We start from the raw sequence: 18,559 nt of genomic DNA on the forward strand, positions 1-18,559 counted from the left end.
AAATGCTAGCTGAGCTAGCATTTTTTATCTGTCTTATTTAGCCTTCAATCCATTTACCGTCTTGATAAATTAGGCTCCATTTAGTTTGTTTACCTTCTGGTGTTTCAGAACCCACATATTGTGATTGGTTCTTACGGCTAAACTTCACAATGGTTGGATTACCTTCAGGGTCTACATCTGGAGCTTGTAAAATAAACTGGTATTTTGGATCAAGTTGATCAGCTACGCTACGAAGCTCAGCAACTTTTGGTGCACGTGTTTCACGAATTTTCGGAAACTTACTTGCAGCCAAGAACAGACCAGCCGCGCCATCACGTAACACAAAATAATCATCATGCTTGGTTGAACGCAAATGTTCCATCTTGATTGGTTCTACACGTGGTGGTGCAGGTTGACCATTTTTCAAGACTTTACGAGTATTGTCACAGCTTGTACAAGCGAAATACGGACCAAAACGGCCAGTTTTAAGCTGCATTTCACCATCACATTTATCACATGGAATGGTTGGGCCATCATAACCTTTGATCTTGAACTCGCCTTCTTCAAGCTCATAGCCATCGCAATCCGGGTTGTTACCACAAACATGTAACTTACGGCCACCATCAATGACGTAGCTGTCCATTGCTGTACCACATTTCGGACAACGATGTTTTGACATCAAGTCTGCTGTTTCAGCACTATCGTCATCAGATAACGCTGCTAAAGACTCAACTGGCGTTAAGTTCAAGGTCCCTTTACAGCGTTCTTTAGGTGGCAAGTTATAGCCAGAACACCCTAAGAATACGCCTGTAGTGCCCGTACGAATCTGCATTGGACGTGAACATTCAGGGCAATGTACTGCTGGTACTTCAACTGGCTGATTACGACGCATTCCCTGCTCACCTTGAGCATTGGTCAAACGCTTTTTAAAATCACCATAGAATGTGTCTAACAATTCTTTCCAGTTACGCTCACCTGTTGCAACTTTATCGAGCTGACCTTCTAAATCTGCGGTAAATGCATAATTCATTAGGTTATTAAAACTTTCATCAAGACGATCTGTTACGATCTCACCCATTTTCTCGGCAAAGAGACGGCGATTTTCTAACTTAACGTAACCACGTTCTTGAATCGTAGAAATAATGGCAGCATAAGTCGACGGACGACCAATACCACGTTTTTCAAGTTCTTTTACTAAAGATGCTTCAGTAAAACGAGCTGGTGGTTTGGTAAAATGCTGACTTGGATCTAGCTTTTCTAGCTTTAAAATTTCACCCACTTTAATTGCAGGTAAAATGATATCGTCATCAGATTTGTTGGCGCCACGAACTTTAGTAAAGCCATCAAATACAAGCGTACGGCCTTTTGCCTTTAACTCCACATTGCCAGCTTCAACTGTTAAAGTTGAAGATAAATATTCTGCCGGAGTCATTTGGCAAGCTACGAACTGACGCCAAATTAAATCATACAAACGCTGAGCATCGCGCTCTACACCAGCAAGTTGATCACCAGTCAGCGCAACATTTGATGGACGAATAGCTTCGTGGGCTTCTTGAGCACCTGCTTTATTACCATAGCGATTTGGCTTAGCTGGTAAATATTTTTCGCCATATTGGCTTTCAATATGTGCACGCACCATACTTACAGCATCATCACTCAAAAACGTTGAGTCAGTACGCATATAAGTAATGAAACCAGCTTCATACAAGCGCTGCGCCAACATCATGGTTTTCTTTACAGAGAAACCTAAACGTGTACTTGCAGCTTGTTGCAAAGTCGAAGTGATGTATGGGGCGCTTGGATTCACCTTAGTTGGTTTATCTTCACGCTGGGCAACTTTATATTCAGCACCTTTTAATACATCTAACAGGGCATCTGTTTCAGCTTTATTTTTTAATTTAAGCGTTTTACCCGCCTGTTTAACAGCCTCAAGACGAATGTCATCTTTTTTAGCTTTAGTGTCTGCAAAGACTTGCCAATATTCTTCTGGAATAAAAGCACGAATTTCACGTTCACGTTCAACAACAAGCTTTACCGCTACAGACTGTACACGACCTGCCGATAAACCACGGGCAATCTTTTCCCATAATAATGGCGAAACCATGAAGCCTACTACACGGTCCAAGAAACGACGTGCTTGTTGTGCATTAACACGGTTTAAGTCGAGACGTGTTGGCTGTTTAAATGCTTCTTGAATGGCATTTTTAGTAATTTCGTTAAATACCACACGATGATAACGGCTATCGTCACCACCAATCACTTCGCGTAAGTGCCAAGCGATTGCTTCCCCTTCTCTATCCAAGTCCGTTGCGAGATAGATTGCATCTGCATCTTTAGCAAGTTTCTTGAGTTCAGCAACAACATTTTCTTTGCCAGGCAGAACTTCGTAATGCGCTTGCCATCCATGTTCCGGATCGACGCCCATACGATTGATTAAAGCCTGATTCGCTTTTTGTTCTTTTTCAGCCTCAGTGAGTTTGGTCCGGGCAGCCGGCTTTTTCTCTGTTGCTTTACTGCCACCTGTTGGCAAATCACGTACGTGACCTACAGAAGACTTAACAATGTACTGCGAACCTAAATATTTGTTGATGGTTTTCGCTTTGGCAGGCGACTCCACAATCACTAAGGCACGTTTATGTGCAGCAGAGGCAGAAGATGCTGTGCTTTGAGATGCAGAGCGCGAGGTATTCGCCATATAAAATGTTATTCCTATACCAATAAATTTAAAAATCAGGCTTCAGCCAAGGCCAACAGATAAGCCTTCATCTCATCTAATTGCGTAGCTTTCAGGTCCGATTCCTCATCCCAATAAAGGCCTACACAGTTTGCCTGCATATCAATAGCATAAATCCCTTTTAATGCAATGGGAGAATCATTAAATTTCTCATCGCCTTGCACAACTTTTAATTTTCCGTCTATAACGCGAGCACGCATGAGCGGTAAACGAGCATCGGGGATCAATACACTATAGTAAGCAACCATGCTGGCACGCTTTTCAGTTGCCATCGGGACATGTGTCCATTCAGGTGCAGCAATTACGCGTGGATGTAGCCCCATTTTGCGGGCTTTGTCTCGCATAATTCCCAGCGCCTTTTCACGTGGACTCACTCTTAAACCAAAAATGGAGCCTAGCACGAAAAGAACAATGATAACGGTAACCCAAATTCCGATATTGTCCATAGCAAAACCTATTAATCTCTTTTATTAGAGTTGCATAAGCTGACCAGAAAACGCAAGTTACATCATAAAAATAATGTCCAATTAACCGACAAGGCTAAAAACTACAACATTTCCTCATAGATATTTTTAACAATCTAGGCAGAATATTTAGGCGCTCTTTTCAGTTTCAAGAGTAGTTAACTTACCAAACTGATCCAGATGCGCATCTCCCCACGTTTTTAAAGCAAGAAGTATCTGCTCAAGCCCGCGCCCTAAATCAGTTAGACAATATTCCACTTTAGGAGGCACTTGAGGATAAACCTCACGATGAATAATGCCATCTTGTTCTAATTCCCGAAGCTGATTGGTCAGCATTCTTTGTGTAATGCTTGGAACTCGTTTACGAATTTCATTAAATCGTAAAGTTCCTTCATTTAATAAATGCCAAAGAATGACACATTTCCATTTGCCATCAATCAAACTGATCGCTGCCTCAACTGAACAACCTGGTGAGCAGTCAAAACTTGAATGTCGAGCTTTTGCCATTTTACAGTATCCTTTTTGACACTATGAGCGTTATTTGTCTGTAGTCACTATTTTTAAGCTTACGTTATGATCAAACTCTCAACAAGAGGAATGATGATTATGAAAGCTGTGGCATATCAAAAAGCGGGGCCTATTACATCCCCAGAGGCACTCGTAGATATTGAACTCGATACTCCAGTAGCTAAAGGACATGATTTACTTGTTCGTGTTCAAGCTGTATCAGTAAATCCGGTCGATACCAAAATACGTAAAAATGTAAGTGCTGAACAATCTGGTTGGAAAGTTCTTGGATGGGATGCTGTAGGCACGGTAGAAGCGATTGGCGATAAAGTTACTCAATTTAAAATTGGTGATGTGGTTTGGTATGCAGGTGCTTTAAATCGCCAAGGCAGTAATAGTGAATTGCAATTAGTTGATGAACGTATTGTCGGTCATAAACCAAAAACTTTAGAAGCGACTGAAGCTGCGGCTCTTCCTTTAACAGCAATCACAGCTTGGGAAATGTTATTTGATCGTCTACAAGTTCCAAAGACTGCGCCTACTAATACGACTATTTTAGTGATTGGTGGAGCTGGTGGGGTAGGTTCAATTACCATTCAGCTTCTTAAGCAATTAACTAACCTCACGATTATTGCTACAGCTTCACGTCCCGAAACAAAAGAATGGGTAGAACAACTAGGTGCTGACTATGTATTAAACCACCGTCAGCCTTTAGCTGCACAAATTAAACAATTAGGTTTAAGTGCACCTTTATATGTATTCTCAACCACTGAAACAGATCAACATTTATCAGATATTGTAGAGTTAATTGCTCCACAAGGTCATTTTGGACTTATTGATGACCCTGATCAGTTAGATATTAAACCGTTTAAATCTAAGTCTGTCTCAGTCCACTGGGAGTTTATGTTTACGCGCTCAATGTTCCAAACGGAAGATATGGAAAAACAAAGTGCGCTACTAAATGAAGTCAGTAAACTGGTGGATGAAGGTAAAATCAAAACAACTGTGACTCAGGTTTTAAGCCCAATTAATGCTGAAAACTTAACACGGGTTCATAAGCAAATTGAAAGTGGTTCAACCAAAGGGAAAATCGTTTTACACGGATTTTAAGTTGCACTTTTGAAAATAAATGGCAAGCGTAACGCTTGCCATTTTAATTAGTAATGCGGTGGTTTATTCGTTAATGGATCAAAAGGTGCAACACCTTCTGATAAATCTGCAGATTCCACACGTTGATAAAGTAATTGCATTTGTTTTTTTAAATCAGCTATTTCTAAAGTTTGAATCGCGAGTTGCTGATTTAATTCCTCAACTAAATCATCTAAAAATGCAATTCGCACTTGCAAATCTTCAATGGGTGCGGAAAATGACGCTTGATCATCATGATATGGTGGTTTAGTCATTTAAGTCCTCATTTGAGATTTTGGAAAACATTATGGCCTATATTACTTTAAGGGATGTCCAACTTGCTTTTGGCGGACCTGCCCTGCTCGATGGCGCGAACTTCAACCTAGAACGTGGCGAACGAGTCTGTTTAATTGGTCGTAATGGTGAAGGTAAGTCTACTTTACTTAAACTCATTGAGGGAAGCCTACTACCAGATTCTGGTGAAGTTTCTGTCCAAAATGGTTTAACTGTTTCTATGTTAGCCCAAGATGTTCCAATGTCATCGGGCAAAGTTGCAGATATTGTAGCAGAAGGTGCAGGAGAAGCTGCTGCCGTACTTAAAGCCTATCATGAAGCAAGTGATGCCTGTGTACTTGGTGACATGGAAGCTTGCGATCGTATGGGATCTTTACAGCATAAACTTGACCAACTTGATGGATGGGCATTAGAAAATAAGGTCAACACGATTTTAGGTAAAATGGAGTTAGATCCGAATGCAGATCTAGCCGACCTATCGGGTGGCCGTAAACGTCGTGTTTTACTTGCCCGCGCCCTACTTACCCAACCAGATGTGTTATTACTCGATGAGCCAACTAACCACTTAGATGTTGAAAGTATTGAGTGGCTTGAGAAATTCCTGCTTGATCAAAATAATTTAACCTTACTCTTTATTTCACATGACCGTTCTTTTGTAGACCGCCTTGCAACTCGTATTGTGGAATTGGACCGCGGCATATTACGCAGCTATGAAGGAAACTATTCTCGTTACCTTGACCTAAAAGCTCAGCAACTTGAAGCTGAAGAAAAACAAAATGCCTTGTTTGAAAAGAAACTTGCCGAAGAAGAAGCATGGATTCGTCAAGGTATTAAAGCACGTCGTACACGTAACGAAGGTCGTGTCCGTGCCCTTAAAGCATTACGAGAAGAGTCAAAAGCTCGCCGTTTCCAACAAGGCAAAGTCAATATGGGCGTTCAAGAAGCACAGCGCTCAGGCAAACTTGTATTTGATATTGAACATTTAAGCGTAAGCTACGATGGACAAACTCTCATTAGAGATTTCTCTGCCATTGTTATGCGCGGTGACCGCATTGGTTTAGTCGGTGATAACGGCGTAGGAAAGACTACTTTAATTAAAGCGATCTTAGGCGAAGTTCAGCACGAAGGTGTTGTCAAAACAGGAACTCAGCTTGAAATTGCTTACTTCGACCAATTACGTAATCAGCTTGACCTTGAAAAGTCGGTTTCTGAAAACGTTTCTGAAGGTTCAGATTTCGTTGATGTAAATGGTCAACGTCGCCATATTCTCAGTTACTTACAAGACTTCCTATTCTCTCCGGAACGAGCTCGTACACCGGTAAAAGCACTTTCTGGTGGTGAGCGTAATCGTGTCCTGTTAGCAAAACTATTGCTCAAGCCATCGAACCTGATTGTAATGGATGAGCCAACGAATGACTTAGATATGGTCACACTTGAGCTACTTGAGGAGATGTTGTCTGAATATAAAGGTACTTTGCTTCTAATTAGCCATGACCGTGCTTTTATGGACAACGTTGTAACATCAACTTGGGTATTTGATGGCAAAGGCGGTATTGCAGAATATATCGGTGGTTATCAGGACTATTTAATTCAGCGTCCAAATGAGAGAGTCGTTGACCAAAAAGGCGATGTAAAAAAAGCTCAGGCTAAAGCAGAAGCTGAAAAAAATGCAGCTCAAACGAACGTAAAAAAGGTCAAATTAAGCTACAAAGATCAACGTGAACTTGAGCAATTACCAGCTGAAATTGAAAAGTTAGAAAATGAGCAAGCTGAACTTTCTGACAAACTTGCTGACGGCTCATGGTTCGTAACGGATGCCGATGCGGCAACCAAAGCAAGCCAGCGTCTAGCAGAAATTGAAGAGTTACTCCTTGAAAAGTTAGAGCGTTGGGATGAACTTGAGCAAATGAGTAAAGGGAATTAATTAATTTTTTTACCTGCTGATTAATTTAAAAAGCCTCCTAGATTAGGGGGCTTTTTTAAATATAATTTAAGATATTTTTTCAAATAAGATTTATAAAAATAATTATGTTATACCTATCAGTATAATAATATTTAAGGATATTTCCATGCTAGATCTCTCTCAAATTTTGGCATTTGGATTAATTTGTCTGGCAATGGTACTCACCCCTGGCCCAAACATGATTTATCTTATCTCTCGTTCCATTAGTCAGGGCAAAATCGCAGGATTTATTTCTCTCGGTGGCGTTGCCGTTGGTTTTGTATTTTACATGCTTTGCGCATCTTTCGGGATTACAGCACTTGTTGTTGCAGTACCTTATGCATATGACACTATTCGTATTGCCGGTGCGATGTACTTACTTTGGTTAGCATGGAAAGCTTTACGCCCCAATGCCGCACCTATTTTTAATGTTAAAGATTTAGCGGTTGACTCACCATTAAAGTTATTTTTAATGGGCTTTTTGACTAATTTACTTAATCCTAAAATTGCGATTATGTATTTATCTTTATTACCTCAGTTTATTCACCCACAACAAGGCAGTATTTTAGCGCAGTCTATCCAACTCGGGACTATACAAATTTTTGTAAGCGTTTCAGTAAATGCGCTGATTGTATTTTCTGCTGGTAGCATTGCTCTTTTTCTACAGAAAAAACCACTTTGGGCAAGCATTCAACGCTGGGTCATGGGTACAGTATTAGCTGGCCTTGCGGTTCGTATTCTTCTAGAACACCGCCGATAACCCGCTTTATTTTTCTTTATCGCGCCTAAACCTTCAATTTACTCCTGTGTATTACGACGATAAATTCAGTTCGTGATACACTTTTGGCAGTTTTAACTTTTTAAATTCTTTATATCGTTATGAGCCAAAAGCAGCCTTATACGCCCGGTGAGTTTCAATGGTCCTTTTTGTTGCCTAAATATTGGGGTGTGTGGATTGCGATTACTTTCCTGATGCTTTTGGCTATTTTACCGTGGGCAATTCAATGGCGCTTAGCTCATGGATTGGCAAACCTTGCTTGGAAATATTTAAAGTCTCGTCGTAAAACCACAATTCGTAATTTAGAAGTTTGTTTCCCTGAATGGTCACCTGAAAAAGTACAGCAACAAGCAAAACAAGTTTTTGTAGATATGATGCTTGGTATTTTTGAGACCTTAAACGCATGGTATAAACCTTACTGGTTTAAAAACCGCGTCACTATTGAAGGCTTAGAACACATTACCAATGCACAAGCTCAAGGCAAAGGTGTTTTATTGCTTGGTACACATAGTACTTTACTCGATGCAGGTGGTTATGTATGCGCCCAATATTTCGAGCCGGATGTTGTGTATCGCCCTCAAAACAACCCCCTCCTCGATATGCTAATTTATCGTTGCCGCGGCACAATTTATAAAGCACAAATTGATCATGATGACATGCGTGGTTTGATTCGTCATCTTAAAGAGGGTGATGCAATTTGGTATAGTCCCGATCAAGACTTTGGGCTTAAACAAGGTGTTATGGCACCATTTTTTGGAGTCCCAGCTGCCACTGTAACCGCTCACCGTCGTTTATTAAAAATCTCGAAAGCGGTTGCTGTGCCTTTATATTTTTATCGTCATGGCGATGTACAAGACCCTAAATATCATATCTTGATTGAACCAGCGGTTGACAATATGCCAAGTGAAGATGAAGTCGATGATGCAACGCGTGTGAATAAGATTATTGAGAACCAACTTCGTATCGCACCAACTCAATATATGTGGTTTCACCGTCGTTTTAAAACACGTCCTGAAGGATATGAAGAGATTTATTAAGATAAGGCTGTAATAATTTTAGATTAGTAATAGGCACAGCTTCGATTTAAAGTGATATTCAAATACTTTCGGATAGGCAGACCTTACTTTTTAGGGATGAAAAGTAAGCAAAAATCCTTTGTTCCGGTGATGTTACATCCTTGTAACACAACGCAACAGCGACATCCATGTCGCTATCACGATAGTAAACTCCGGATAATGATTTAGTTTGAGATGATGTATCTATGGATGATTCATCTTTTATGAACGTATAAGGCAAAAAACAATGAAAGTGATGCAACTTCTCCCAGAACTCAATAGCGGTGGCGTAGAACGCGGCACACTGGAAATTGCACGTGCACTGGTTGCACAAGGCCATCAATCTTTGGTTGTTTCAAATGGCGGCCGACTAGTGTCTCAACTTGAAGCTGAAGGTTCTACTCATTTAACGCTGCCTATCCATAAAAAATCATTGTCAAGCTTGTGGCAAATCCGTCCATTACGTCAGCTGATTGAAGAGCACCAACCAGACATTGTACATGTGCGCTCTCGCGTACCTGCGTGGCTAACCCACTTCGCTTTAAGAAAAATACCAGCGAATAAACGCCCTCACCTCATTAGCACGGTACATGGTTTCTATTCAGTTAATCGTTATAGTGCGATCATGACTCAGGCAGAAAAAGTGATCGCTGTTTCTGATAGCGTAGTTAAATACATCACAGACCATTATAAAAACTGTCCACCACAAGATATTGTCCGTATTTATCGAGGCATTGACCCTGCTGCTTTTCCGCATAACTACCAACCTTCAGCACAGTGGTTTAACCAAGTCTTTAACGACTTTCCCGAACTCGAAAATAAATTTTTACTTTGCCTACCTGGCCGTATCACGCGTTTAAAAGGACATGAAAGTTTAATTGAACTGATGCAGCAACTTCATTCGCAATATCCTCAACTGCATGCTGTTGTTGTGGGTGGGGCTGATGTAAAAAAACAAGCCTATTTAAGTGAGTTGCAAAACACCATTCAAAGCAAAGGACTTGCAGATAAAATTACCTTTGTAGGACATCGCTCAGATATACGCGAATGGCTCGCTTTTAGCGATATAGTGCTCTCTCTATCCAATCAAGCAGAAACATTCGGTAGAACAGCATTAGAAGCGCTGTCAGTCGGTACGCCAGTGATTGGTTGGAACCGTGGAGGTGTTGCCGAGATTTTATCTCATGTGTACCCGCAGGGTCTTGTTGAAGCAGAAAATGAAAAAGCTTTATTAGAAAGAGTAAAGCATCATATTGAACAAACTCAAACAGTCGCTCCTGTGACAATGTTTAGTTTAAAAGATATGTGTGACCAAACTCTTGAGTTATATCAAAGTGTATTGAAATAACCCAATAAAAAACCCGCGATGTTCGCGGGTTTTTTTCGACTAAAAAACTTCTCTCTTACTTAAGAGATGCTTCATAAGCAGCAGCTTTTTCATAGTCGTACTGTTTTTCCCACTTACTGATTACAAGTACAGCAAGCGCGTTACCTACAACGTTCAACGCAGTACGAGCCATATCCATGATACGGTCAACACCAGCAATAAATGCTAAGCCTTCTACAGGAATACCAACACTGCCTAATGTCGCCAATAACACAACAAATGATACCCCAGGAACACCTGCAATACCTTTAGAAGTAATCATTAACGTTACAACTAAAATCACTTGTTGGCTGATTGACATTTCAATGCCGTAAAGCTGTGCAATAAAGATTGCTGCGATACTTTGGTAAAGCGTAGAACCGTCAAGGTTAAATGAATAACCAGTTGGAATTACAAAACTAGAAATCGCTTTTGGCGCACCATAAGCTTCCATTTTTTGCATAATACGCGGTAAAACTGTTTCCGAACTTGCAGTCGAATACGCCAAAATTAATTCATCTTTCAGTATCTTAAACAATGTAAAGATATTGATGCTGAACATTTTTGCAGTAATACCTAAAACCACTAAAGCAAAGAATAAGATTGCACCATAAACCAATACAACCAATTTACCCAATGGAATAAGCGAAGCAAAACCGAAGTTTGCAACAGTTACAGCGATTAAGCCAAATACACCCACTGGCGCATATTTCATGATGATGTGTGTTACACGGAACATTGTTTCCGATACAGCATGAAATACATTTAATAATGGGTCTTTTGTTGTTGCTGGTAATGAAGATAAACCAATACCAAATAGCACAGCAAAGAAAATCACTGGCAACATTTCGCCATGCGCCATTGAACTAATAATGTTCGTTGGGATAAGCGATAATATCGTCTGGATAATACCATGAGACTGTGACTGTACTTCTTCAGTTGTATGCTTATATTGAGAAATATCAGTTTGTACCAGTTGAGACATATCAATGCCTGAACCTGGATGGAAGATATTCGCTGCAAACAAGCCAACCAAAATAGCAATAGTAGTAATAATTTCGAAATAGAGAATGGTTTTAAAACCAAGACGCCCTAGACTTTTTGTACTGCCAACACCAGCAATACCTAAAATCAATGTAGAGAAAACGATTGGGATTACAATCATTTTAATCAGGCTAATAAAGATCTTACCTAATGGAGTAAGAACGTTATTTACAATACTATCTTTGATTTCAGGCTGGTTATGTAAAACAGCCCCGACAACTATCCCTAGGATTAAAGCAATTAAAATTTGCCATGCAAGGCTAAATTTAAAATTCTTCATAAGACAATCCTTATGCACCGCAAAGTATCAAATATGAGAGGGAGAAGACCACTACTTTAGAGTGAAACCTCAATATGTACACGAATTTCCAAACAGAAATTTAAATGCACAAGCAAATCACAACCCGCCGATCCGGCGAAGTAAACAACAATGCCTGTTGACGATCCAACATGTCAACGATCGGCACATTCTATTGAGATTTGCCAATTAAACAAGTCCAATTTATATCTAAATAGGTCAAAGCCTAGATTTATCCATCAATAATCTATAAAAACAAAAACTTAACAAAAAAGTTTTTTGTATCTATTTTCATTAAAAATTGCTCAGATATATAAAAAAATTTATGGACGATGACTTATAATTAAGTAGATTTTAAAATTAAGAATACCTTAAAAATATTGGTTTTATTTACAACGAATTAAATGGTATATCTATAAAATATCAACCCGAGTTCTGCGTCCTGCAAAACTCGGGTAAATGAGGTTGTGCTTTCAGGGTATATAATTCTTTTTATCGCTTCCGTTCTAACATCTTATCCGTGATGTCGTTCCATATCAGCTTAGTGCATCCTTACTTGGGATTATCCATTCCCGCTTCCGTGTGCCGATGAATGTAGAATACGGGTTTTAACTCTGCCTGCCTATTGGACCTAGACTCAAATCTTTGTACGTTATTGCTTACAACTCACTTTATATATTTTTCTCTTTATAAGGCTGTGCAATTTCATCAGTCACGATTTTTTCTTCTTTTTCAGCTTTAGCAATACCTTCTTGTATCGCGGCTTGAGCTTCTTCTTCATCGGCTTGAGTTTGTTCTAGTTCCTCGTGAATTTCTTCAAATATTCGACCTGTTTGTAAAACGACATAGACAGGAAAATGGTCTGATCCAATATGAGATAAACGCTGCATTTTTACTAAACCGAAGTCTGTACTATGAAAGATATGGTCAAGTGACCAGCGCAATAAAGGATAGTCCGCATGAAAAGTATTAATAAAATGCCGCCCCACTCGTGGATCGAGTAGCCCACTAATACGTTGAAATAAACGGGTTGTTCGTGACCACGCTACGTCGTTTAAATCCCCCATCACAATACAACTTTCATCAAGATCTTTAATTTGATCTCCGACAATTAAAAGCTCAGCGTCACGCAGTGTTGAATCTTTTGCTTCAGTTGGGCTAGGTGGCTTAGGATGTAAACAGTAGAGCTGAACAGGCATGCCAGATCGCAAAATTACCGTGGTATGAATAGAAGGTATTTCATTACTTAAAATGAATTTAACCTCAGTATTTTTAAGCGGTAACCGGCTATATAAATGCATTCCGTATAAATTATCTAAAGGTACGGGCACACGGTATGGATAATCTTTCTCAATCTCTTTTAAAGCATTTTCCCAAGTTGTATCGCTCTCTAAAGTAAGCAATAAATCAGGTTTTAACGTCCGTACATGCTCAAGTAATAAATGATATTTATCATTCGGGGTGAGCACATTAGAAACTATCAGTGAAATCTGTTTTGTAGGATCTAGCTGATGCTGTTTGACCTTTTTAACCTGTTTTTTCCAAAACAGCGTATACGGTAAAACCATTTTAAGTTGGTAGGCAATCGCTGCGATGAGTACCGCAAGCAAAAGCTCACGCCATACGTTCCATTCGGTCGACCAAAACAACATACCAATTAAAGCAATTAAGCCAATAAACAGAATTTGTAATCTTGGAAAATCTGCACCTCGAAACCACCACTCATCACGAGGAATAAGTGACCAGAAGCTTAACCAAATCACCACTACTGCCAGTACTTCGATATAAATCATTGAAATTACTCTTTTAAGATGATTTGTTTTTTAATGTTTTTGTCATCTTTATCAATTTTGTATGTAACATAAACAAGATATTCTACTCAATAAAATTGCTGTTTTGATTCTGTAACGCTTGCAGTTGTGAGCACTTTTGATACACTCAACTCCCCCTTTAACAATTTTAACGCACCGAGGCAAAATGACATGAAAGTAGGTCTGGTCGGTTGGCGCGGGATGGTCGGTTCCGTCCTTATGCAACGTATGGTTGAAGAGAATGATTTTGCTCATATTGAGCCATTCTACTTCTCTACCAGTAATGCAGGTGGTGAAGCTCCTTCATTTGGTGGTAAGACTGCCCCAGCACTTATGGAAGCTACAGACATTACCAGTCTGAAGCAAATGGATGTCATTATTACCTGTCAAGGTGGTGACTACACATCTGAAGTTTTCCCAAAGTTAAAAGCAACTGGTTGGGATGGCTACTGGATTGATGCGGCATCTACTTTACGTATGACTGATGATGCAATCATCGTTCTTGATCCGGTTAACCTTAATGTAATTAAAGACGGCTTAGCGAAAGGTACTAAAACTTTCGTTGGTGGTAACTGTACAGTATCACTCATGTTGATGGGTGTTGGCGCACTTTTCCAAAATAATTTGGTTGAGTGGATGACTGCAATGACTTATCAAGCGGCATCAGGCGCTGGCGCACAAAACATGCGTGAGTTGTTAACAGGTATGGGTTATTTATATAACAATACCAAGACTTTGTTAGATGATCCTAAATCTGCAATTCTTGATATTGACCGTCAAGTTGCCGAGTTACAACGCGGTGAGGGTTTCCCTTCTGCGAACTTTGGTGTGCCACTTGCTGGTTCATTAATTCCTTACATTGATAAACAGCTTGAAAGCGGTCAATCAAAAGAAGAGTGGAAAGGACAAGTTGAGACCAACAAGATCTTAGGTAACTCTCAAATCGTTCCTATCGATGGTCACTGTGTTCGTATCGGTGCAATGCGTTGCCACTCTCAAGCATTAACCATCAAATTGAAAAAAGATGTTCCGCTTGATGAGATCGAAGATATGATTCGTAACTCAAACCAGTGGGCTAAAGTTGTACCAAATACACGTGAAGCATCAATGACTGATCTTACACCTGTTGCTGTAACTGGTACCCTAACTGTACCTGTAGGTCGTTTACGTAAACTCAATATGGGTAAAGAGTACCTCGGCGCATTCACAGTAGGCGATCAGTTACTTTGGGGTGCTGCTGAGCCTCTACGTCGTATGTTACGTATTTTAGTAGAATACAAAAGCTCATAATTTGATCTGAATTATTCAGTCAAAATAAAAAGCCGATCACATTTGATCGGCTTTTTCGTAACTGGTTTGTAAAAAATTAACAATTTATTTACATTCCATTATTGTATAATTTTGAACGACTTTACGACTGATCAGGTCATGGATTGAGATGACTGCATATAACAAATTAAAAATTGCCATTTTCACCATTATGTCTTCGCCTTCTCTTTATGCGATTACATTAGATCCTATTCAAATTCAATCTGCACCTGGGGAATTACTTTATGCAGAAATGAATTTTCAGCAAGCAGATCCTAATACCCCATTGCAAGTCAGTTTGGCCACTCAAGATGATCTCAATGGTTTGGGAGTAACTCATCAACCTCCGGGTAACCTAAACTTTTATACACGCCAAAATGGTCAGGGTTCTGGCGTTATTGTGATTACCTCATCGCGTCCTATTATCGATCCTGAACTGAATATTGTCGTAAAAGTCAGTGAAGGTAACGCAACCCGTCTTCAACATATTAAAACCGTTTTAAAACCATCGCCTATAAAAAAAGCCGCCATTAACGAAAGTCCACTTTCACCGCAATTTATCGTAAATGAAAAAGATATCGCATTAAATTTACCTGAAAGTACTCAGTACACACCTACTGAAACTACATCAACCGTGGCAGAAACCACAGGTAATGAACATAATCTAAATATTAGCACTGGTACTGCTCCAGCTTTGAATAGTTCTAGCCCTGCTCCTGTGGCTCCTTTTACCGAAAAACCTTCGACACAAATACCTCAGCCAACTATAGCTACAATGAATACCGAATCATCGGCTGTAGAGAAACAACCCTCGACTTCACTCAAATCAAGTGGTGGCAATCAAACAACTACCGTCAAAAAAGCAGCGCAATCTAAAACTGCTCAACAAAAAAATGTATTAAGTAAAAATGCGTCGAAAAAGCAAAAAATTAGCACTTATAAAGGCCCGGCACCTACAGGTAAATATATCGTACAACGTAACGAGTCTTTATGGAGTATTGCCAATCGTATTGCAGCACAAACTAAACAACCTGTAGCTAAAGTCATGAGAGATATCCAAGCTCAAAATCGACATGCTTTTATTCAAGGCGATGTAAACCGTTTACGTCAGGGAAGTTCGCTAAACTTAACAACAAATACAACTAAAGCTTCCCATTTAAAACCTAAATCGAGTGAAACTCACTTGGCAAAACCCTCTTCTGGCAGAGCTAAATATCGTTTACAACAAGCTGAAATGAGCATTGTGGCAGAGAACAGCCCAAATTCTGCTCATGGAAGTGCAAAAAAGAGCACACAACAAAGTCAAAACAATACTGAGTTAGCAGTAAAAGTTATGACAACTCGTAAAAAAACCGTTACATTACAAAGGAATGTAACCAAACTAAATCAAACTTTAAGTTTAAAAGACCAACGTATTCAACTCTTGAATGCGCGTTTGGCAGAGTTACAACAGCAATTACAGGCACAGCAACAAACTCACAAGCAAAAACATTAAGTTAAAACCAGAGTTAGCACGCTTTATATTGCAAATATTTATTTTTTAAGGGGAAAGTAATGTTATATGTGATTCCGTTTATCATATTACTCGTGGTCGCCGTTATTTTAAAAAAACGCGAGAATAGTCAAAAACAAGAGGCCACTTCCCCAAAAAATATAAATAGAAAATCCGGCAAAAAAGCGAGTGCTAAATCAAGCAAAAGTTCGCGTGAAAAAACCAAAGCCAAGGTCATTGAGGAAAATACTCCTGCTATCCCTCAAAGTAATCCTGTACCGGAAGCTTTACGACACAATATTCAACAGCTCATTCAAGAAAAACAGTTTTCAGCAGCTGAAGCTCAAGTCAATCAGGCGCTAAAAAAAGATAATACTCAACATGAACTGTATTTATTACTTCTTGAAATTCATATTGCTCAGAAAGATGAATTTGCAATTCAACAGTTGATTAGCCATATTCGTAGCTTAGGTTTAAATGAAATAGCAGCTCAAGCAGAAACTCGACAAAAAGAATATGAATCATCCAGACAACCTGATGCTATTGATTTCCCTCAAGCTCAAACATATGAAGAACCGAAAAACACAGATACAACGGCTCAGTTCGATGAATTAACAACAAGTTCTTCCGAGGCTTCTTTTGATGACCTACAGAAAGACTATACCCCTGTAAAACAAGAACCTGCTGTTGAAATTGAACCTTTAGAGTTTAACTTTTCATTCGAACAGAATTCGGCTACGGAAAATACCAACCAACCGGCACAACAACCTGAGTTATCATCCACTCAAGAAACAAATGAGCTGGCCGATTTAGAGTTTTCTTTTGACTTGGCCCCTCTGCATGAAACTGAGGAAAAATCTCAAGCAGTAGAGGTAAAGGCAGACCAAGAAAATAGCATCAATGCATTAGATTTTAACCTTGACTTAAATCCTTCAAGTTCAGAGACGAAATCTGTTCAACAAGCTCCATCATTAGATGAAATTAAGCTCATAGAACAAACCCCATTAGAAGCGACTTCTATCGCACCTCTTGAGTTTTCGTTAGATGAGCCTGCCTTAGTTCCAGCACCAGAGCTTGAAACTCAAAACCATATAGATGTAGTAAATGAAGCAGCTACTCAAACCCAAATAGAGGATCCGCTTTTAGAAGCTTTTCCAGAATTAAAACAAATAAATGAAAATGAACTCGATTTAAAATTGGCTGAACAATACATTAAGTTTGGAGCGAACCAAGCAGCGCGTAATTTACTACAGATTGATGAGCAAAAATTCAACACAGAACAACAACAACATGCGAAAAACCTACTTAATCGCATAGCTTCTTAGAACTGTTCGATTTACCATAAGCAGTCAGAGATGACTGCTTTTTTATGCCTGCAAAAAGATGAAAAAAATAGCTTTATTTTATATGGGTGGTACTTTTGGTTGCATTGGTGAACCATTAGCTCCTATGCCTTATGACCAATTTCTACCTCAACTTGAGAAAGTGATTCCCCCACACTTAACAGTTGATTGCTTTGCTGCGCCCAATATTGTCGATAGCAGTGCATGTACAGCACCTGACTGGTTACGCCTAATTCAACGCATACAACAACTACAACTAGAAGGCTATCAGCATTTTGTTGTCATTCATGGTACAGATACGCTCAGTTATGCAGCTGCGACTTTAGCTCGCTTTTTAGGGCAAAGCTGTCATATTGTGATTACTGGTAGCCAATACCCGTTACTCAATATTCAAGGTGATAACACCCGTGAATTTACTGATGCAATCGAAAACTTATATCTTGCATTAGAGCAGGTCATTGCACTTCCGGTTGGTGCTTATCTCGCATTCCACCATCAAGTATTTCACGCACAAACTGCATTAAAAACGCATACCACTGAACTTGATGCATTTTCAGGGTTAAGTAGTAACGTTGAGTTTACGCCTCAGCAAAATGAATTAATCGTACAAGATGCTCAAATTGAAAAAGCTGCTTCCTTTCAGATTTTAAACTGGATGATGCAACCGATTGCAACACAGCATTTAGTACAACAATTACGTCACTTACTTCCTGCCCCACCACACTTTTTAGTGTTGCAAGGTTTCGGTACAGGTAATATCGCCGTAAACGATGAATTCTTAGCAACATTAGATGAACTCTATGCTCGTGGATGTGTACCAATTTTGGCGACACAAGTCACTTTTGGGGGTATTGACCAACGTTATGCAATTAGTGCTTGGGCCAAAACTGCAAAAATTGTCATTAATGATGCCCATAGCCATGCAGATCTCTATGCAAAAGCACTTCAAATCTATTTAAAATACCCAACCCCAGAACAATGGTTGAACCATTGGAATGAAAATCTGCATTAAATAG

15 protein-coding genes are annotated in these 18,559 nt (G+C 39.5%); 9 read left to right on the forward strand and 6 right to left on the reverse strand.

Annotation, left to right across the window (positions count from 1 at the left end):
• Window positions 1-37: 37 nt before the first annotated feature.
• The 3 genes from topA to NQ782_RS08590 form a co-directional block, all read right to left on the reverse strand.
• Window positions 38-2,674, reverse strand: a complete 2,637-nt coding sequence (gene topA, locus NQ782_RS08580; RefSeq protein ID WP_000024260.1) for a type I DNA topoisomerase — start codon at window positions 2,672-2,674, stop codon at window positions 38-40.
• Window positions 2,675-2,709: 35 nt separating this feature from the next.
• On the reverse strand, window positions 2,710-3,159 hold the full coding sequence (locus tag NQ782_RS08585) for a hypothetical protein (RefSeq protein ID WP_000368721.1): 450 nt from the start codon (window positions 3,157-3,159) through the stop codon (window positions 2,710-2,712).
• 147 nt (window positions 3,160-3,306) lie between these two features.
• A complete protein-coding gene (locus NQ782_RS08590) occupies window positions 3,307-3,684 on the reverse strand; it encodes a helix-turn-helix domain-containing protein (RefSeq protein ID WP_001029768.1) in 378 nt (125 codons plus the stop codon).
• A 99-nt stretch (window positions 3,685-3,783) separates the two neighbouring features.
• Between NQ782_RS08590 and NQ782_RS08595 the strand changes: the two genes are divergently transcribed.
• Window positions 3,784-4,794 (forward strand): zinc-binding alcohol dehydrogenase family protein, encoded by a 1,011-nt coding sequence (locus NQ782_RS08595; protein WP_010590408.1) that lies wholly within the window; start codon window positions 3,784-3,786, stop codon window positions 4,792-4,794.
• Window positions 4,795-4,841: 47 nt separating this feature from the next.
• On the opposite strand, the gene NQ782_RS08600 is transcribed toward NQ782_RS08595, so the two are convergent.
• Window positions 4,842-5,087, reverse strand: coding sequence for a SlyX family protein (locus NQ782_RS08600; RefSeq protein WP_000165735.1), 246 nt, complete (start codon window positions 5,085-5,087; stop codon window positions 4,842-4,844).
• 32 nt (window positions 5,088-5,119) lie between these two features.
• Here NQ782_RS08600 and NQ782_RS08605 point away from each other — a divergent pair, with 32 nt between their 5' ends.
• The 4 genes from NQ782_RS08605 (at window position 5,120) to NQ782_RS08620 (ending at window position 10,229) form a co-directional block, all read left to right on the forward strand.
• Window positions 5,120-7,030 (forward strand): ATP-binding cassette domain-containing protein, encoded by a 1,911-nt coding sequence (locus NQ782_RS08605; protein WP_000323468.1) that lies wholly within the window; start codon window positions 5,120-5,122, stop codon window positions 7,028-7,030.
• A gap of 145 nt (window positions 7,031-7,175) precedes the next feature.
• Window positions 7,176-7,808, forward strand: a complete 633-nt coding sequence (locus NQ782_RS08610) for a LysE family translocator (RefSeq protein WP_000886301.1) — start codon at window positions 7,176-7,178, stop codon at window positions 7,806-7,808.
• Between the two features lie 119 nt (window positions 7,809-7,927).
• Window positions 7,928-8,863 (forward strand): LpxL/LpxP family Kdo(2)-lipid IV(A) lauroyl/palmitoleoyl acyltransferase, encoded by a 936-nt coding sequence (lpxL, locus tag NQ782_RS08615; RefSeq protein ID WP_000078872.1) that lies wholly within the window; start codon window positions 7,928-7,930, stop codon window positions 8,861-8,863.
• 265 nt (window positions 8,864-9,128) lie between these two features.
• Window positions 9,129-10,229, forward strand: coding sequence for a glycosyltransferase family 4 protein (locus NQ782_RS08620; RefSeq protein ID WP_057093273.1), 1,101 nt, complete (start codon window positions 9,129-9,131; stop codon window positions 10,227-10,229).
• Window positions 10,230-10,284: 55 nt separating this feature from the next.
• On the opposite strand, the gene gltP is transcribed toward NQ782_RS08620, so the two are convergent.
• Both gltP and NQ782_RS08630 read right to left on the reverse strand, forming a co-directional pair.
• On the reverse strand, window positions 10,285-11,571 hold the full coding sequence (gene gltP / locus NQ782_RS08625) for a glutamate/aspartate:proton symporter GltP (RefSeq protein ID WP_000787677.1): 1,287 nt from the start codon (window positions 11,569-11,571) through the stop codon (window positions 10,285-10,287).
• A 689-nt stretch (window positions 11,572-12,260) separates the two neighbouring features.
• Window positions 12,261-13,382 (reverse strand): endonuclease/exonuclease/phosphatase family protein, encoded by a 1,122-nt coding sequence (locus tag NQ782_RS08630; RefSeq protein ID WP_057094117.1) that lies wholly within the window; start codon window positions 13,380-13,382, stop codon window positions 12,261-12,263.
• 189 nt (window positions 13,383-13,571) lie between these two features.
• On the opposite strand from NQ782_RS08630, the gene asd reads away from it, so the two are divergent.
• The 4 genes from asd (at window position 13,572) to NQ782_RS08650 (ending at window position 18,555) form a co-directional block, all read left to right on the forward strand.
• Window positions 13,572-14,690 (forward strand): aspartate-semialdehyde dehydrogenase, encoded by a 1,119-nt coding sequence (gene asd, locus NQ782_RS08635; protein ID WP_000862762.1) that lies wholly within the window; start codon window positions 13,572-13,574, stop codon window positions 14,688-14,690.
• A gap of 148 nt (window positions 14,691-14,838) precedes the next feature.
• Window positions 14,839-16,203, forward strand: a complete 1,365-nt coding sequence (locus NQ782_RS08640; protein ID WP_057094120.1) for a FimV family protein — start codon at window positions 14,839-14,841, stop codon at window positions 16,201-16,203.
• A 59-nt stretch (window positions 16,204-16,262) separates the two neighbouring features.
• A complete protein-coding gene (locus tag NQ782_RS08645) occupies window positions 16,263-17,525 on the forward strand; it encodes a hypothetical protein (RefSeq protein WP_057094122.1) in 1,263 nt (420 codons plus the stop codon).
• 58 nt (window positions 17,526-17,583) lie between these two features.
• Window positions 17,584-18,555, forward strand: coding sequence for an asparaginase (locus NQ782_RS08650; RefSeq protein ID WP_000717075.1), 972 nt, complete (start codon window positions 17,584-17,586; stop codon window positions 18,553-18,555).
• Window positions 18,556-18,559: the final 4 nt, after the last annotated feature.

It is taken from the genome of Acinetobacter sp. BD54, assembly GCF_044778325.1.
In the GTDB taxonomy this organism is placed as follows: Bacteria; Pseudomonadota; Gammaproteobacteria; order Pseudomonadales; family Moraxellaceae; genus Acinetobacter; species Acinetobacter baumannii.

What these genes read in the sequence shown, in the direction of transcription:
- topA (WP_000024260.1), bottom strand. Translation starts at nt 2,674, where the DNA reads ATGGCGAATACCTCGCGCTCTGCATCTCAAAGCACAGCATCTTCTGCC.
- gltP (WP_000787677.1), bottom strand. Translation starts at nt 11,571, where the DNA reads ATGAAGAATTTTAAATTTAGCCTTGCATGGCAAATTTTAATTGCTTTA.
- asd (WP_000862762.1), top strand. Translation starts at nt 13,572, where the DNA reads ATGAAAGTAGGTCTGGTCGGTTGGCGCGGGATGGTCGGTTCCGTCCTT.
- NQ782_RS08590 (WP_001029768.1), bottom strand. Translation starts at nt 3,684, where the DNA reads ATGGCAAAAGCTCGACATTCAAGTTTTGACTGCTCACCAGGTTGTTCA.
- lpxL (WP_000078872.1), top strand. Translation starts at nt 7,928, where the DNA reads ATGAGCCAAAAGCAGCCTTATACGCCCGGTGAGTTTCAATGGTCCTTT.
- NQ782_RS08600 (WP_000165735.1), bottom strand. Translation starts at nt 5,087, where the DNA reads ATGACTAAACCACCATATCATGATGATCAAGCGTCATTTTCCGCACCC.
- NQ782_RS08630 (WP_057094117.1), bottom strand. Translation starts at nt 13,382, where the DNA reads ATGATTTATATCGAAGTACTGGCAGTAGTGGTGATTTGGTTAAGCTTC.
- NQ782_RS08605 (WP_000323468.1), top strand. Translation starts at nt 5,120, where the DNA reads ATGGCCTATATTACTTTAAGGGATGTCCAACTTGCTTTTGGCGGACCT.
- NQ782_RS08585 (WP_000368721.1), bottom strand. Translation starts at nt 3,159, where the DNA reads ATGGACAATATCGGAATTTGGGTTACCGTTATCATTGTTCTTTTCGTG.
- NQ782_RS08595 (WP_010590408.1), top strand. Translation starts at nt 3,784, where the DNA reads ATGAAAGCTGTGGCATATCAAAAAGCGGGGCCTATTACATCCCCAGAG.
- NQ782_RS08650 (WP_000717075.1), top strand. Translation starts at nt 17,584, where the DNA reads ATGAAAAAAATAGCTTTATTTTATATGGGTGGTACTTTTGGTTGCATT.
- NQ782_RS08620 (WP_057093273.1), top strand. Translation starts at nt 9,129, where the DNA reads ATGAAAGTGATGCAACTTCTCCCAGAACTCAATAGCGGTGGCGTAGAA.
- NQ782_RS08645 (WP_057094122.1), top strand. Translation starts at nt 16,263, where the DNA reads ATGTTATATGTGATTCCGTTTATCATATTACTCGTGGTCGCCGTTATT.
- NQ782_RS08640 (WP_057094120.1), top strand. Translation starts at nt 14,839, where the DNA reads ATGACTGCATATAACAAATTAAAAATTGCCATTTTCACCATTATGTCT.
- NQ782_RS08610 (WP_000886301.1), top strand. Translation starts at nt 7,176, where the DNA reads ATGCTAGATCTCTCTCAAATTTTGGCATTTGGATTAATTTGTCTGGCA.